Source organism: Neisseria sp. (genome assembly GCF_030530745.1).
GTDB lineage: Bacteria > Pseudomonadota > Gammaproteobacteria > Burkholderiales > Neisseriaceae > Neisseria.
Map to the genome: position 1 here is coordinate 1 of NZ_JAUMUI010000020.1, position 15,711 is coordinate 15,711.

General features: G+C 54.5%; 17 protein-coding genes. 4 read left to right on the plus strand and 13 right to left on the minus strand.

The window, feature by feature from the left end; all coding sequences use genetic code 11:
* Positions 1 to 15: 15 nt before the first annotated feature.
* From Q3970_RS07905 to Q3970_RS07920, 4 genes are all read right to left on the minus strand, one after another.
* Entirely contained in the window at positions 16 to 831 is an 816-nt protein-coding gene (locus Q3970_RS07905) for an integrase core domain-containing protein (RefSeq protein WP_303100036.1), read from the minus strand.
* Between the two features lie 75 nt (positions 832 to 906).
* On the minus strand, positions 907 to 1,323 hold the full coding sequence (locus tag Q3970_RS07910; RefSeq protein WP_303100037.1) for an META domain-containing protein: 417 nt from the start codon (positions 1,321 to 1,323) through the stop codon (positions 907 to 909).
* Between the two features lie 130 nt (positions 1,324 to 1,453).
* Complete coding sequence (locus Q3970_RS07915) at positions 1,454 to 2,422, minus strand: S9 family peptidase (RefSeq protein WP_303100038.1); 969 nt, start codon at positions 2,420 to 2,422, stop codon at positions 1,454 to 1,456.
* Between the two features lie 63 nt (positions 2,423 to 2,485).
* On the minus strand, positions 2,486 to 3,046 hold the full coding sequence (locus tag Q3970_RS07920) for an NAD(P)H-dependent oxidoreductase (RefSeq protein ID WP_303100039.1): 561 nt from the start codon (positions 3,044 to 3,046) through the stop codon (positions 2,486 to 2,488).
* A gap of 147 nt (positions 3,047 to 3,193) precedes the next feature.
* Here Q3970_RS07920 and Q3970_RS07925 point away from each other — a divergent pair, with 147 nt between their 5' ends.
* Both Q3970_RS07925 and Q3970_RS07930 read left to right on the plus strand, forming a co-directional pair.
* The gene (locus tag Q3970_RS07925; RefSeq protein WP_303100040.1) at positions 3,194 to 4,093 is read left to right on the plus strand and encodes a LysR family transcriptional regulator; all 900 of its coding nucleotides are present in this window, start codon (positions 3,194 to 3,196) and stop codon (positions 4,091 to 4,093) included.
* 274 nt (positions 4,094 to 4,367) lie between these two features.
* Positions 4,368 to 4,583 carry a DNA gyrase inhibitor YacG gene (locus tag Q3970_RS07930; RefSeq protein WP_303100041.1) on the plus strand — a complete coding sequence of 72 codons (216 nt, stop codon included), beginning with the start codon at positions 4,368 to 4,370 and terminating at the stop codon, positions 4,581 to 4,583.
* A 32-nt stretch (positions 4,584 to 4,615) separates the two neighbouring features.
* Here the strand turns inward: Q3970_RS07930 and tsaD are convergent, their stop codons facing one another.
* The 3 genes from tsaD to Q3970_RS07945 form a co-directional block, all read right to left on the minus strand.
* The gene (gene tsaD, locus Q3970_RS07935; RefSeq protein ID WP_303100063.1) at positions 4,616 to 5,680 is read right to left on the minus strand and encodes a tRNA (adenosine(37)-N6)-threonylcarbamoyltransferase complex transferase subunit TsaD; all 1,065 of its coding nucleotides are present in this window, start codon (positions 5,678 to 5,680) and stop codon (positions 4,616 to 4,618) included.
* 78 nt (positions 5,681 to 5,758) lie between these two features.
* Positions 5,759 to 6,604, minus strand: coding sequence for a methylenetetrahydrofolate reductase [NAD(P)H] (gene metF / locus Q3970_RS07940; RefSeq protein ID WP_085365094.1), 846 nt, complete (start codon positions 6,602 to 6,604; stop codon positions 5,759 to 5,761).
* A gap of 371 nt (positions 6,605 to 6,975) precedes the next feature.
* Entirely contained in the window at positions 6,976 to 8,136 is a 1,161-nt protein-coding gene (locus Q3970_RS07945) for a polyamine ABC transporter substrate-binding protein (RefSeq protein WP_303100042.1), read from the minus strand.
* 314 nt (positions 8,137 to 8,450) lie between these two features.
* Between Q3970_RS07945 and Q3970_RS07950 the strand changes: the two genes are divergently transcribed.
* The gene (locus tag Q3970_RS07950) at positions 8,451 to 8,969 is read left to right on the plus strand and encodes an RNA pyrophosphohydrolase (RefSeq protein ID WP_303100064.1); all 519 of its coding nucleotides are present in this window, start codon (positions 8,451 to 8,453) and stop codon (positions 8,967 to 8,969) included.
* 284 nt (positions 8,970 to 9,253) lie between these two features.
* The gene (locus tag Q3970_RS07955) at positions 9,254 to 9,706 is read left to right on the plus strand and encodes a cell surface protein (protein ID WP_303100043.1); all 453 of its coding nucleotides are present in this window, start codon (positions 9,254 to 9,256) and stop codon (positions 9,704 to 9,706) included.
* A gap of 134 nt (positions 9,707 to 9,840) precedes the next feature.
* Here the strand turns inward: Q3970_RS07955 and Q3970_RS07960 are convergent, their stop codons facing one another.
* The 6 genes from Q3970_RS07960 to Q3970_RS07985 all read right to left on the minus strand — a co-directional run bounded on the left by Q3970_RS07960 (position 9,841) and on the right by Q3970_RS07985 (position 15,638).
* Entirely contained in the window at positions 9,841 to 10,692 is an 852-nt protein-coding gene (locus Q3970_RS07960) for a RimK family alpha-L-glutamate ligase (protein WP_303100044.1), read from the minus strand.
* A 7-nt stretch (positions 10,693 to 10,699) separates the two neighbouring features.
* Positions 10,700 to 11,131, minus strand: a complete 432-nt coding sequence (locus Q3970_RS07965; protein WP_303100065.1) for a pseudoazurin — start codon at positions 11,129 to 11,131, stop codon at positions 10,700 to 10,702.
* A gap of 48 nt (positions 11,132 to 11,179) precedes the next feature.
* The gene (locus tag Q3970_RS07970; RefSeq protein ID WP_303100045.1) at positions 11,180 to 11,947 is read right to left on the minus strand and encodes an ABC transporter ATP-binding protein; all 768 of its coding nucleotides are present in this window, start codon (positions 11,945 to 11,947) and stop codon (positions 11,180 to 11,182) included.
* A gap of 13 nt (positions 11,948 to 11,960) precedes the next feature.
* Positions 11,961 to 13,181: an ABC transporter substrate-binding protein gene (locus Q3970_RS07975; protein WP_303100046.1), complete on the minus strand. Its 1,221-nt coding sequence runs from the start codon at positions 13,179 to 13,181 to the stop codon at positions 11,961 to 11,963.
* 80 nt (positions 13,182 to 13,261) lie between these two features.
* The gene (locus Q3970_RS07980) at positions 13,262 to 14,317 is read right to left on the minus strand and encodes an iron ABC transporter permease (protein WP_303100047.1); all 1,056 of its coding nucleotides are present in this window, start codon (positions 14,315 to 14,317) and stop codon (positions 13,262 to 13,264) included.
* 97 nt (positions 14,318 to 14,414) lie between these two features.
* Positions 14,415 to 15,638: an ABC transporter substrate-binding protein gene (locus tag Q3970_RS07985; RefSeq protein ID WP_303100048.1), complete on the minus strand. Its 1,224-nt coding sequence runs from the start codon at positions 15,636 to 15,638 to the stop codon at positions 14,415 to 14,417.
* Positions 15,639 to 15,711 lie beyond the last annotated feature (73 nt).

A 15,711-nucleotide genomic window follows, 5' to 3' on the forward strand; every position in this document is an offset into this window, starting at 1 on the left:
TCCGTTAGGGGGAATTTAGAGGAGTTTTGGGATTTTTGCAAAGGTCTCGGCCTGTAAAACCTCAAAAGGGGTGTCGCCTTTCAGGCTCTTGTGGGGCTTGACGGTGTTATAAAAGTTAGCAAAACGACATAACTCTTTTTGCCGGTGGGCCGAATCCTTAAACGGATGCTTGTCATGCCACATTTCCATTAAGGTACGGATAACCCGCTCGGCTTTACCATTGGTTTGCGGCCGGGCAACACGGGTGAATTTTTGGCTTATGTTGTTTTGCACACAGGCAATGCCAAACGGGTTCCCCGCATTGCCACGATATTCCACACCGTTGTCGGAATAGGCGCATTCGATGGTATAGGGACAACAATCTATCACATCGCGCAAAAGAAATTTGGCTGCGCTGGCTGCTGTACGGTCCGGCAATATTGCAGCATACAGCTCGCGGGAAAAATCATCAATGGCAACAAACAGATAATCCCGAGGGTCGGTTGCTTTTTGGTTTTGTAGCAAAGGCAGCCGTTTGGTATCGAAATGAACCATTTCGCCGGGATAGGATTTGTTGTAACGCTTTGCCTGTTTTTTGAGTTTCTCTTCGATTTCCCGCTCAACTTTAGCCAGGCGTTTCATGCCGTATTTGGCTTGTTTAAAGCGGTTGTTGGTGCTTTTTTGCGGGGTGAGTAGCCGCAACCGGGCTGCTTTGAGTATGCGGTAAATCGTTACTCTGCTGACACGGTATTGTTGTGCCAACGAAGTTACACTGATTTTGTCTTGTGTATAAGCGCGCCAAATGGCCTGGCGGTTATGCGGAGTTAGCCGGGTATTTTTATGGATGTTCATGCAGTATTGTCTTTCAAATACTGTAAACAACGCTAGCTTTTCCTACATCCAGGGTTTTAAAAAGCCCCGCTTGCCTTACTCTGCCTGCAACAGCACGTGGCCGTTTTCATCCAGCAATTCCAAACGGTTGTTTTGAATGCGGTAACTGCGGGTGTGTTGGACGGCCTCGCCTGCCAAATCATCGGTTTCCATCAGCCGGCTGTCGGCGGCACAGGCCATCAGGGTGGACATGGCACTGTCAAACTTTAAACGGTTGCCGTTTTGAGTGTAGCCGGTAAACAGGCGGTTGCAACCGCCGTGTGTGGAAAACGAGCCGTCGCGACGAAATTCAACCGACAGCTTGGTCGGAGGCGGGGTTTGGTTGATTTGGAGAACCTGCCAGACTTTGTGTAGGGCATTGTCTGGGACGGCTGAAGCCGGGCCTGAATTTGAAATAGAAGTACTGCAGGCACTCAGTGTCAGTGTGGTAAGAAGCATGCAGAATTTCATCATATTTTCTCCTTTGTTTCGGCTTGGGCGGGGTCGGTAGAAGTTCCGATAAACTGCGTGCTATTTCACAAAGCCGCCTGAAAGCGGTTTTTCACTTTCAGGCTGTTTTTATTGTCTAACCGGGTTATGAAAATCAACCCATATATTTCGCCAGAAAATCCAAAATCATCTTCGGCTCTTTACCGAACCAATTATAACCGTCTCGGAAACGCTTGGTACTGTCCAGCCAGAAGATTTCTTTTTCGGGGGCGTTCACCAGTGCATCAAAGGTTTTCATGCCGTCGTGCGGTTGGCGTGTCCATTCGTCGTTTTTCACCTGCATTACGAAAGTCGGTACTTTCACGGCAGAAGCCCAATTGGCCGCCTGCATTTCTTCGGCAGTAAAACCACCCAATTTAATCAGCTCCAAATCAATGAGCTCCTGATATTGGTTGATGCCGTAAAGTTCCGAGAATGCATCAAAAATAAACGGCATATTCACGACGAGTGGATTGACCATACATTTCACATTTTCAAATAATTCGGGACGTTCCAACATCGCACGGTATTGGCTGTCCGCGCCCAAACATTGGCTGTACAACGCCACTTTCATTTTGGAAAGCTCGGGGTGCCCGTTTACCCACTTTTTCACGCCCACGCAGTCGCGCCATTCAAAATTGCCCACGCCCGCCACACCATTATTTGCTGCACCGCTGTTGCCGTGGTTGCGGAAATCGTAGGTTAAGACGTTGTAGCCTGCATCGGTCAGGTGTTTGTATTGGATCACAAAATCGATTTCCACCGCATCGAAGCCCGCCCACGGCATACCGAAATGACCGGGGAAGCCCGCACGACACATCGGCAGTGCGTGGTTGAAAATCACCAGCTTGTCGCTTTTTTCTTTGGCGGGAATGTACCACGCTTCCAAAGGCACGCCGTCATCGGAAGGAATGGTGTGGGTGGTAAAGCTCATGCCTTCTTCATCAGGCGTTTTAAAAATAAAACTGCGAATCGGTTTTGCCATGCTTTCCGCCAAGCCTTTGACTTTTGCCAAGTCTTCGGCGGAGATGGTTTTTTCCTGCTCCAAGGCTTTTGCCAAACGTTCTTTTGATATGCGGGCCATAAAGTTTTCCTTATTTGAGAGTTGTGGTTGGAAACAGTGATACACTGGGTTTAACAATTTGGGTTAAAGTGAAGATAATGCCTTTACCAATTTCTCGGCATGGGCTTTGGCACTGTTTTGCACTCTTGCTAAATCATCGGCACTGCCCACACCGTCAATATAGTGCATTTCATAAGAATAAATCACGGGCTTGAAATCCATTCCGCACAAATGGGCAGTGGCTTCAAATTGATGGAAGAAATCGCCGATTTCCCGCCCTTCGTGTCCGCCTTTGCTGTATCCGGTTTCGTCTCCGCCTGCGGTTAGGGAAACAATTAGGGGTTTGCCGTGCAATTTGTTGCCCGTGCTACCATAAGCAAAGCCATAAGTATGTACATCGTCAATCCATTTTTTCATCAAAGCCGGCATGGCGTACCAATAAAACGGAAACTGCCAAACGATAATATCGGCATTGGCGAGTGCGTTTTGTTCGTCCGCCACATTGATATTGAAATCGGGATAGAGTTTGCCCAAATCACGGATTTGTACATTGGGCATGGCGTTTTTGACTTCTTTTAAAATCAGTCGGTTGGCAGTAGATTCAGACAAGTCGGGGTGTCCGGAAACGATGACGGTATTTTTCATTTCGTGTTACTCGCACGTTCAATTCAATGATGAGATTATAAGCGAATATTATTAAAAATAAAATTCCTAATTTTGGAATTTATTATTCGTAATATCAGAATAATATGCTATCATTCCGTCAAGTTTCCACCCCAACAGCCTTGTAAAATGAACCGATTAGAAAGTCTGAAAGTTTTCATCAGTCTTGCCGAAACCCTGCATTTTAAAGAAACCGCCAACCGTTTGGCGGTTTCCCCGCAAGTTATCACCCGTATGATCAGCGAACTGGAAAAAGATCTGGGCGAAACCTTGTTTCAAAGAAGTACAAGGCAAGTCAAATTAAGTGATTTCGGGCAGGCTTTTTTGCCCAAAGCCATTGCGGTGGTTAAGGATGCGGACGCTCTGTTTGAGTATGGTAAAAGGGAAGATAACACGCGCATTGCGGGCGTTGTCCGTATTGCCGTGCCCGATATGCCGCTGATGTCGGAAGTGTTGGCAGAATTGCTTGAAAAAACACGGGATTTTCCGGAGCTTGTGATTGACTGGCAGGCGGATTTGGGCTTGCAGGACGTGGTGGATAAACAAATCAATGTCGGCATCCGTTTCGGCACGCCCGAAGACAGCCGTCTGATTGTGAAAAAAATCGGTACGGCAGATGATTGCATTGTGGCAGGCCCGAAATTGATCGAACGGCTCGGCATGCCGAAAGACTGGCAGGATTTGCAACGGAACTATCCGCTTTCGGCATTGCTCAACCCGAATACGGGGCGGGCGTGGGCATGGTATTTGTCCGATCAATATCAGTTTGTGCCAAGCAGTCCCAAGCTTATCAGCCGTTCAATGGAGAATGAACTGATTGCGGTGTTGGGCGGGCATACTTTTGCGTGTCTGCCAAGATTGATGTGCCGTCCTTATTTGCAACGTGGCGAACTGATTGAAATTTTCCCCAAACTAAAACGCAAACAATGGGTTTGCTATGTTTACCGCCCCAATCAAAATGTGGTGCATCCAAGGGTGAAGCGGGTGTTTGAGTGGCTTTGCGGGATTATGCGGGATAAATTGGAATAGATTTTGAATTAATTGTCTTTAAATGGGGAACTATCTACTATCTTTATCCGAATATCTGCTTGTCGGATAGGGGGGTGAAGCTTGAAGGCGCAGAATTATAGTGGCTTAAATTTAAAAGAGGACAAGGCGGTGAAGCTGCAGGTGGTACAGATAGTACGGAACCGGTTCTATTGCCGCTTCAGCGGCTTACAAAACCGTTCTCTTTGAGCTAAGGCAGGGCAATGCTGTCCTCTTTTAAATTTAAACCACTGTATCTTAATTTGCAGAGGATTGTATGACAGAAAAAACTATGTGGGTGAAATGCCCGACTTGCCGCACATTAACCGAATGGTCTGCCGGTAATGTTTTCCGGCCGTTTTGCAGCAGACGCTGCAAACTGGTTGATTTGGGTGCTTGGGCCAATGAAGATTATGCTGTGGAAACACAGGCGGAAGAGTGGTTGCAGTCGGAGGAACAGGGGGACAGCAAAAATAAAAGTTGGTTGGCATAAAAGTGTCGGTGCCCCGACTTTTTTCCAACATGTCAGTTTTTTACAATATCCGCCAGCGGCCAGCGCGGTTTTACATCGAAGCTGCCCGCCGCCTGCGCGTTTTGCAGGCGCATGGCGCCGGCAAAGGCGATCATGGCGCCGTTGTCGGTGCAGTATTCCATCGGCGGAAAATACACGTTCACCGCTTCGGCGGGCGGTTTGGCGCGGCCTTTGGCGTACGGCGGCTGCACGGTGAGCGATAGCAGGGTTTCGCGCAGCTTCCAGTTGGCGCCCACGCCGCCGGCTACCACCAGAGTGCGGTAACCCGTGTCGAGCAGGGCTTTTTGCGACTTGGCCGCCAGCACGTCCACTACTGCGTCTTGAAACGCGCGGCAGATGTCGTTGCGGGTTTGCTCGGGGATTTCGCCGCCGTTTTCCGCGCGCACTTTCTGCACGGCGGTTAACACGGCGGTTTTCAGGCCGGAAAAACTCATCTGCAAGTCGGGCGAATGCAGCATAGGGCGCGGAAATTCAAACGCATCGGGCGAGCCGAGTTTGGCCAGCTGCGACAGTTTGGCGCCGCCCGGATAGGGCAGGCCGAGCAGTTTGGCGGTTTTGTCGAAGGCTTCGCCTGCCGCATCGTCAACGCTTTCGCCCAAGAGCGTGTAGTCGCCGATACCCCGCACCGCCATAAACTGCGTATGCCCGCCGGAAACCAGCAGTGCCACAAACGGAAAGGCGGGTTTGTCGTCGGCCAGAAGCGGCGAGAGCAGGTGGCCTTCGAGATGGTGCACCGGCACCACGGGTTTGCCGAGCGCAAACGCCAGCGCGTTGGCGTAGCCCGAGCCGGCCAGCAGCGCGCCGCCCAAACCCGGCCCCTGCGTGAACGCCACCGCGTCGATGTCGGCGTAGTCTGCGCCTGCTTCCCGCAGGCAGCTTTGGGTGAGCGGCACCAAGCGGCGGATATGGTCGCGGCTGGCCAGCTCGGGCACCACGCCGCCGTATTCGGCGTGCATCGCCATCTGCGTGTGCAGGCGGTGTGCGAGCAGGCCGCGTTCGGTGTCGTAAAGCGCAACGCCGGTTTCGTCGCACGAAGATTCTATTCCCAATACCAACATAATCATCAGGCCGTCTGAAAAGTAAAAGGCGGTATTTTAACGGATTTACGGCCGGCGTGCCTTGCCGGCCGGTGCACATCAGTAACCTAAACGCTGGCAGATCGTCGAAACCAAACCGGCTTGGTTGAGGGTGTAGAAATGCAGGCTGGGCGCGCCTTCGCGCAGCAGGCGTTCGCACATGTCGGTTACCACGTCGAGCGCCAGCGCTTTGATGGAGGCGGTGTCGTCGGCATACGATTGCAGCTTCAGCCGCAGCCAGCGGGGGATTTCGGCACCGCAGGTGTCGGAAAAACGCGCCAGTTTGGAAAAGCTGGCAATCGGCATGATGCCGGGGATAATCGGGATGTCCACGCCGCGCCCGTGCACATCGTCCACGAAGCGGAAATAGGCGTCGGCGTTGTAAAAATATTGGGTGATGGCCGAATCGGCGCCGGCTTTGGCTTTGCGCACGAAGTTGTTCAAATCGTCTTCCGCGCTGCGCGCCTGCGGGTGGTATTCGGGGTAGGCGGCTACCTCGATGTGGAAATCGCTGCCGAACTCGGTTTTAATCAATGAAACCAGTTCGTTGGCATAACGCAGGCCGCCCAGCCCTGCGCCCATGCCGGAGGGGATGTCGCCGCGCAGGGCGACGATGTGGCGCACACCGAGGGATTTGTATTCGTTGAGCAGGTTGATGATTTCCTGCGGCTGCATGCCCACGCAGGGCAGGTGGGGGGCGGCGGCCACGCCTTCGCTCAAGATATCTTGAATCGCCTGCATGGTGCCTTCTTTGGTGGAACCGCCCGCGCCGGAGGTGCAGGAAAAGAATTCGGGGTCGAACTGGCTCAGCTGCTTGCGCGTAATCACTTGTTTGGCGCGGCCTTCGGGTGTGCGGGTGGGGAAAAATTCAAAACTCAGTTTTTTGCGTTGTTTGCTGCTTAACATGGTGCGGCCTTTTGGTTTTCAGTATGCCCTAGGGAGTGCAGTCAGAAGGCTTGCGGAGCGGTTTTTTGAGGAAAAATCCGCAGATGCAAGGCAAAAAGCGCAGCAAGGTTGAACACCTTGCGAGCATTTTTAACGCAGCAGATGCGGATTTTAACCAAAAATACCGCCGCAACGCCTTCTGACCGCATTCCCTAGATTATGCGGCATGATGTTTTTAAATCAAGCGGTAATGTGCGGTGTTTGCGTGAAAAATATTCGTTCGGATATGGGTCGGATGGTTGGACGGTATGGTGGGGTTTGAGGCCGTCTGAAAAAAACCGGAGCACCGTGTCTGCAATGCGGTGATCCGGTTTTTCAGACGGCCTTTGTGATTATTTGTTGGCTTTCAAACCCTGCCACAGGCGCACGCTCAGTTTGACGGCGTCGGCCGACTTGGGCAGCACCACGAAGCTCTTGGCTTTCACTTCTTCGCCGGGGAAGATGGAGTTGTCGTCGGAATATTGTTTTTCCATCAGTTCGCGCGCCGGTTTGCTGGCGGGGGCGTAGGTAACGAAGTTGCCGTTTTGCGCCGCCGCTTTCGGGTCGAGCGAGTGGTTGATGTATTTGTGGGCGTTCACAACGTTTTGCGCGTCTTTCGGAATCATAAACGAATCGATCCATATGCCCACGCCGGTTTTCGGGGTGAGCACTTCAATGTTCACGCCGTTTTTCGCGTCTTTGGCGCGGTTTTTGGCAATGTTGAGGTCGCCGCCGTAGCCCACGGATACACACAGGTTGCCGGCCGCCATATCGTCGATATAGCCGGAGGAGCTGAAGCGTTTAACGTCGGGGCGCACTTTTTTCATCAGCTCGATTGCGGCTTTCAAGTCGTCGGCGTTTTCGCTGTTCGGGTCTTTGCCCAGATAGTTCAGTGCCAGCGGAATCTGCTCGGTGGGGCTGTCGAAGAAGCTGATGCCGCACGATTTCAGTTTGGCGGTATATTCGGGGTTGAACACCAAATCCCATTCGTTGGCGGGCAGCCGGTCGGTGCCGAGCGCTTTTTTCACTTGGTCTTTGTTGACGGCCAGCGTGTTGATGCCCCAGAAGTAGGGCACGGCGTATTTGTTGCCGGGATCGACTTTATCCATCATCGCCATCAGGTCGGGATCGAGGTTGACATAGTTGGGAATCAGGTTTTTGTCGATTTCCTGATAGGCGCCGGCTTTAATCTGGCGGCCCACGTTGGCAATAGAGGGGGCGACCAAATCGTAACCCGATCTGCCGGTCAACACCTTGGCTTCAAGCGTTTCGTTGCTGTCGTAATAGTCGTAGCGCACTTTTACGCCGTTGGCTTTTTCAAATTCGGTAACGGTGGCAGGATCGACATAGTCCGACCAGTTGTAGATGTTTAGTTTGGCCGTGCCTGCGGCAGAAGCCTGCTGCGCGCCGCCCGCCGGTGTGTCGCCCGCCTGTTGGGTGCCGGAGCCGCCCGATCCGCCGCAGGCGGCCAGAAACAGGCTTGCCAGCGCAGAAAACAATAAAGTTTTTTTCATCTTGTTATCCTTCAAAAAAACGTACCGTTTGCGCGGTACAAAAAAATAGAGAAATATGTAAAACGGCATATTGCCGGATACAGCGGGCACCGGCGGGCCGGCGTAGTGCGGATTAAACGGCAAAAGCCTTTCTGATGCAATACCTTAGCGCGTAAAAACCAACATTTTTTAACATTTTCCAGATAGGCGTTTCATCATAAACAAAAAATTTTTTCACACAGTGCCGCAGCCGCCGCGCTCACCGTGGCGGATTTGTCAAAGCCCCTGCATTTATGGGAAAATCATCCGATTGGATTTTATGCAAAGGGCGAATGATGCTCGACCGTGAAGGATATCGCCCCAACGTCGGTATTATCTTAACCAACGACCGCAACGAGGTTTTCTGGGGCAAGAGGGTGCGCGAACATTCGTGGCAGTTTCCTCAAGGCGGAATCAAGCCCGGGGAGAGCCCGGAAACCGCAATGTACCGCGAACTTCTGGAAGAAGTGGGCCTGCTGCCGCATCATGTGAAAATTCTGGGCCGTACGCGCGACTGGCTGCGCTACGACGTGCCTTCGCATTGGGTGCGCCGCGAATGGCGGGGCTCTTACCGCGGCCAAAAGCAGATATGGTATCTGCTGCGCCTTATCGGCCGCGAAAGCGACGTTCACCTGCGCGCCACCAGCCACCCCGAGTTCGACGGCTGGCGCTGGCACCAGTATTGGGCGCCGATAGATGAGGTAATCGATTTCAAACGGGATGTGTATGAGGGTGCGCTAAGCGAGCTGTCGCGCTTTCTCCGCGGTTTGGAAACCTTGGAAGAGTTCAACCGCAGGCAGCCGCAAGAGCGCTGAGCGCGCCTGTTTAATCACGCTTCAGGCTGTCTGAAATGTCCTGTACGGCGAAACCGGCAGGTTTTCAGACGGCCTGTTTCATCAAGTTTTCTTTTCGGTTGAGACTCCGCCATTTATGGCGGTAGAATTTGGGTTTATCGGGTAGGAGTGTAACCCCTTTCCAATCAGGGCAACACGTAGGGCGGCGCTTTATGTGTCGTCCTGTGTGTTGAAACATACAGGCAGGTTTTTTCTGAAAAATAAGGCCGTCTGAAAGAAGGCGGAACACCGAGGATGCAGACACCATGTATGACCACGTGCAGTTCCACACCGACGAAAACTACCCCGCCGGCCTGCCGCCGGAAAATGCGGCCACCCATATCGGCATGTATTGGGCGTGGGCGGCATCCCAGCGCCTGACCAACCCCGTTTGGCAGAGCGCGCCCGAAACCGCCGCCGATTTCGCCACCATGCTCGAAGGCGGCATCAGCGGTGCCGAATTTCTTCGCCGCCATATGGACGGCGCACTCACGCGCGACGATTTCAACGAATTCGGCCAACGTTTCACCGATTTTTATTACGACGATGAAGAAGACGGCTACGGCGCGTTTATGGAAGACTATGTGCGCACCATGAACACCCCCGCGCTCGGCAGCTTTTATCATGTTGCCGACAACGCGGAAAACCGCGCCGCTTTGGAAGCTGTGTTTCAAGCCGCTTTTGAAGCGTGGGATGCCAGTCTGCGCGGCAAACCCTAAGCCCCGCAGACACAACGTAACAGCGGTATTTTGAGCCGGAATCCCCCGTTCTGCGGTATTAAAGTGCCTGCAAGATGTTTAACCCTGCCGCGCTTTTTGCTTCAAAAACCGCTTTACCGGCCAAGCAGCCCCCGTTATCCGGGGGCTGTTTCTTTTTGATGTATCCAATCAGCCAAGACTCCGGCAAAACGCTCTGCGGCACCCGGGGCGGTGTCCAGATACAGTGTAGGCTCGATTAGTTCGAGCTCGCCGAGCAGAAAGCGCCCTTCGGCAGGTATGCCGTCTACACGGGCATAAACGGGAATTTCAGGCAGGGCGGATAAAGTTCGGGCGGCGGCGGCCAAAGCATAATCGGGCGGGGCGGCGGGAAAAACGGTTGCTCCATAGGCAGAATTGGCGCGCCATTCGTTTGCAGCAGGCTGCCTGCATACGGCGTGGCTGAAACGGCCGTTGAAAAACACCAAGGAAATTTCCCCTTTATTTTCTACGGATCTGATAAAAGGCTGTAGCACTGCGCCCTGCCTATAGGGATGCAGATCGGGCAGCGGCCGGCCGGCACGGATGCGCACCACATGCCGCCCGCTTTGGCCGACGGCGGGTTTCAATACCGCTTCATGCCAGCCGTTTTGCCGCATCGTCTGCACAATAAGCCGCGCTTCTGCAGGCAGGATGGCGGTGGGAATCACGGCCGTGCCTGCTGCGGCCAAGCCGGGCAGGTAGCTTTTGTGCATATTCCAACGCATCAGGGCGGGCGGATTGGCAAAGCGGCTGCCTGCCTTTTCGGCCTCTTGCAGCCATGCCGCAAATGCCTGCGGTTCGGCGGCATAATCCCATGCGCACAGGGGCAGGACAAACGGTGCCGCCGGGCGGTTCTGCCAGATATCGGATTTTACGGAAATACCGTGCCGCTCCTGCAGCAGGCGGGCAAGTTCCTGCAGGGAAAGCGGCGGATCGGGCCAGGTGCGGCAGGTGGTAATGGTGAGCATAAGGCAGTTATTCCACCATCTGCATATATTTTTTCAGACGGCCTTTGTTTTGCATGGAGCGGTTGTCCAGCTCGTCGGCGGCAGCCTGCGCCTGCGCCTTGTTGGTTGCAGCGCCCACTTGGATGATGCCGCTCATGTTCATCATGCGGTGCGGCGGGCAGGTGTAGACATACACGCCTTCTTTGTCGAATTTGATTGTGAATTCTTGGTTTTCTTGCGATAAAAATTCTTCGGCGCCTTCAGGAACGGCTTTGCTCTGTACCCAATGTCCTTTATTCACGGGCTTGAATGTAACGGTGTCGCCGGGCTGCACTTTTAAAAAACCCGGTTCGAACACCATGCCGCCGTCTTGGCCGTTGTCGAGCATTTTGACCTCGTGCGTGGTGTCCGGTGTGCAGCCTGCGGCGGTCAGAAGCAAGAGTAGGAGGTATTTTCTCATCATTATGCCTTTCTTTCTGCATTGTAATATCGGGCGGGCAAACGGGTTTCAGACGGCCTCCCGAACGGGACGGATAACGGGGGCACCCCTGCTGTCGTAGAGCAGTTCCACATTCACACGGTAGAGGCGGCTCAAGGTTTCTGCCTGCAATACTTCGGCAGGTGCGCCCTGCCCCTGAACTTTGCCGTTGCCCAAAAGAATCAGGCCGTCTGAAAATTGGGCGGCCAGGCTTAAATCGTGCAATACCATCAGCGTAATCAGGCCTTTTTCGCGGGTGTGGCGGCATACATGTTCGAGCAGGTTGAGCTGGTGGTACATATCGAGCGCGCTCACCGGTTCGTCGAGCATCAGGATTTCGGGGTTGCGCATCAAAACCTGGGCAAACATCACCAATTGGCGCTGGCCGCCGCTCAGGCGCATCACGTCGCGGTGGGCGAGGCGGGCGATGCCCAGCCGCTGCATGATTCCGGCAGCCTCCGCTATCAGTTCGTCGCCGATGTGCATATGCAGCGCGTCCGTGCGGCCGAGCAGCACCACCTCAAGCGCGGTCAGCGAGGCTTCGACGGCGGTGTCCTGCGGCATGTAGCCGATGCGTTTGCGCCAGCCCGATACGCGCGTTCTGTTTAAAACCTCGCTGCCGTAGCTGATACGGCCGCCGTAGGGGATGTCGCCGAACACGGTTTTAAGCAGCGACGATTTGCCGGCACCGTTGGGGCCGAGCACGGTATAGACTCTGCCCTGCTCCAGCGTGAGGTTGATGCGGTCGGCCACGGTGGCTGTGCCGCGCTTGACGGTGAGGTTTGCCAGTTTCAGCATGTTCGGGCGGCCTTTAAAACCATCCGGCAAACCAAGCCTTCACCCGCTCCAGCCATGTTTTCCACCAGCTGTCAGGAGAGGCGGCCGCTTGTGTTTGTGCCGCACCGTTGCCGGGGCATTCTGCGGGCGTTTCGCAGCCCAAGCGGATGAAAAACGTGCCTTTAGGGGTAACGGGCAGGTATTTGCGGTGAAAGTCGAGGTAGTTTTTTTCGGGATCGATGTCGGCAAAGGCATCAGGGTAGAGGGCTTTGGCGATAAATTGTGCAGAGGCTAAGTCGGAAAGCGAGCGCGAGGCGGTGTGGTAGATGCCGTAGACGCGCCGGTTTTTTACGGCAGGCAGATCCTGCCAGCCTGCACGGCGGGTGAAGCCTGCCAGCCGCCGCCCGGCCTCTTCGGCCTCTACACCGATGCCCATTGCCATCGCTTCGGGTTGTTCCAGCCCTGTTTCGGTTCCGGAAATAACCACTACATCGGGCTTGGCGGCCAGAACCTGTTCGGGGTTGGCCGGCCCCCAGTCTTTGACAAACGGCGCGGCGATATTGTTTCCTCCTGCCATTGCGGCAATCGCGCCCCACATGTTGCTGCCGAACGTGTAGCTGTGTTCGGCCGGTCCTTTGTCGCCGAATTCGATGTAGATTTTCGGTTTGGCCTGTTTGGCGGCGGCCACGCGTTTTTCAATATCGGCAATGCCCTGTGCGTATTCGCCGGCTACTGCTTCGGCGCGTTCGGGCGTGCCTGCGATTTCTCCGAAGAGCTTGGTGCTGGCGGTGTGGCGTTCAACCGTTTGCGCGTTGAAGTCAACCACCAGCACGGGGATGCCTGCCTGATCGAAGCGCGGCATTTCGCCGGCTAGGGTTTCATATTGCCAATCGGCCAAAACCACCACGTCGGGCTTCATCGCCAGCGTTTTTTCAAACGAAAACGTGCCGGTGTTGATGTTGCCGATGTCGCCGATATTTTGCAGCGAGGGGATTTTTTCACGGTAAAGCGTCCAGCTTCCCGGGTTGAATTTTTCCCAAAATTCGCGCGAAATGCCGACTACGTTTTTGAAGTTTTCTGCACCGGTTGCGGCGATGTAGTCGGGGTAGTAAAAGCCCAGTACTACGCGTTTGGCGGGCACGTCGAGTTTCACTTCGCGGCCGCGCACGTCGGTGAGGGTTTTTATTCCGGCATGGGCGGAAAATGCGGCAGCAAGCAGCACGGCGGCGGCAAAAAATTTGAGTGCGGTTTTCATGGTGATTTCCTTATTAAGGTTTTCAGACGGCCTTGCAGGGTCAATTACCGACAGCCCTCGGGCCGTCTGAAAACAGGGTTTTATTTTTTGGTCAGTACAATCCAAAAGAAAAACGGCACGCCTACAAACGAGGTAACGATGCCCACGGGGAAAAGCGCGCCGGGGATAATTACTTTGGAGAGCACTGAGGCCACCGACAAAAACGCCGCTCCTGCCAGCATGGATCCCGGCAGGAAAAAACGCTGGTCTTCGCCGAGCAGGAGCCGCGCCACATGCGGTGCCACCAGCCCGATAAAGCCGATGATGCCCACGAAACTGATAGCCGTTGCCGTCATCACCGCCACCAGCACCAGCGTTTGGATGCGCAGCCGCTGCAGGTTGATGCCCAGGCCGGCGGCGCGCTCCTCACCCAGCCGCAGGGCGGTGAGTTTCCATACGTCTTTGGCCAGCAGCGACACGCATACCGCCGTTACCGCCGTGGTTACAGCCAGTGTTTCCCAAGTGGCTTTGGTGAGGCTGCCGAACAGCCAGAACATAATCTGCTGTGAGATTTCCGGTGCGGAAACAAACTGAATCAGCGAGAGCAGCGATTGGAACAGAAACAGCAGGGCAATCCCCACCAGCACCAGCATGGCTGAATTGAAACGGCGCATCGAGGCAAAAAGAAACAGCACCGCCGAAGCCAGCATGGTCATGGCAAACGCCCCGACGGGCACGGTCAGGGCGGCAGGCAGGCCGAAACCGCCGAATGCGATCACCACCGATGCCCCCAACCCTGCCGCCGCCGCCAGACCCAGCGTATAAGGGCTTGCCATGGGATTGTTGAGCAGCGTTTGGATTTCCGCACCGCCCACACCCAGCGCAGCCCCCACCACCAGCGCCATCAGTGCCATCGGCAGGCGCAGGTCGTAAACGATAACCTTGCTCATGGCATCGGCGCTTTCCATATTCAGCAGCGATTTCACCACTTCGGAAACCGGCAGCATAGACGGACCGGTGGCAATGTCGAACACCAGTCCGGCAAGGCTGACCGTTAGAAAAAAAGCCACAACCAGCCAGCGTTTGCGCTCGAGGGCGCGCTGGCTTTTTACAATGTCGGCAACGGCGGACTGCGTGTCTGAGGCGGAATTTGTCATCGGTTTGTGTGTGCGGAACAATCGGCAGGGATAGGAAATGGGGTTTCAGACGGCCTTAGGCCGAACGGGCTTTAAAAGCCGTTTAAAACGCCTGTGTTTAACCGAACAGTGATTTGAACCAGGCTATTAAGCGGCCCCACCAAGACTCGGAAGACGTTTCCTGACTGCCGCTTTTATCTGCATTATCGGTCGTGCAGTTCAAATCTTTACAGCCTTCCTGAATATAAAACGTGCCCTCGGGCACCACCGGCAGATAATTGCGGTAGAAATCCTGATAGGTTTTATCGGGGTTCAAGTCGCCGAAAAGCTGCGGATACACGGCTTTGGCCATAAACTGCAGCGATGCGCCGTCTGAAAGCGTACGCGAATTGGCATGGTAGGCACCGTAGAGGCGTTGGTTCCGAACGGCGGGCAATGCATCCCAGCCTGCGCGTTTGGCAAAACCGGCCAGGCGGGTTTCGGCTTCTGCGCGGGGAACGCCCCAGCCCATCACCATGGCCGTCGGGTTTTTCCCCAGCTCGGTTTCGCGGCCGGTAACCACAATCACATCGGGCTTGGCCGCCAGCACCTGCTCCGGGTTGATAGGGGCGTAAAACTCCACCGAAGAAGCGGCAATATTTTCGCCGCCGGCCAGATCGATCATCGGCCCCCACATCGCCTTGCCGAAAGTGAAGCTGTGTTCTTCCGGCCCTTTGTCGCCGAACTCCACATAAACCTTGGGTTTGGGCAGGCCGGCCTTAGAAATACGGTTTCGAATATCGTCGGCAACGGCCTTATATTCTGCCGATAGTTTGGCCGCCTGCTCTTTCCGGCCGGTCAGCGTGCCGATGATTTCGGTGGATTTCATATGTTTTTCCACCGTTTGTGCGTTGTAGTCGACCACTACTACCGGTATGCCCGCTTTTTCGATTCTGTCCAAATCCGATCCCAGCGCCTGATACTGCCAGTCGGCCAACAGCAGCAGGTCGGGTTTCAGCGAAAGCACTTTCTCAACCGAAAACGTGCCCACTTCCACTTCGCCCACATCGGCCAGCTCATTGAGTTTGGGCACGGCTTTGCTGAACGCTTCCCAGCTTGCCGGCGCCCAGTCCGACCAGACGGCTTTGGAAAAGCCCACTACATTGTCCAGCGCATCTTTGCCGCCGACGGCCATATAGTCCTGATAATAAAAACCAAGCACAGCCCGCTTCACGGGCAGGTCGACCGTTACCTTGCGTTCGTTGACGTCGGTGATTTCAACCGGTGCGGAAAAAGCGGAAGCTGCGGCCAATAACAGGGATGCGGCAAGGGCGGATAGAGCGGAGTTGGGTTTGGGAAACATGCTTGAACCTCGATGGAAAATAGAAAAAGCGGAAATAAAATTCAGAGGCCGTCTGAATATTTTTTAAAACAGA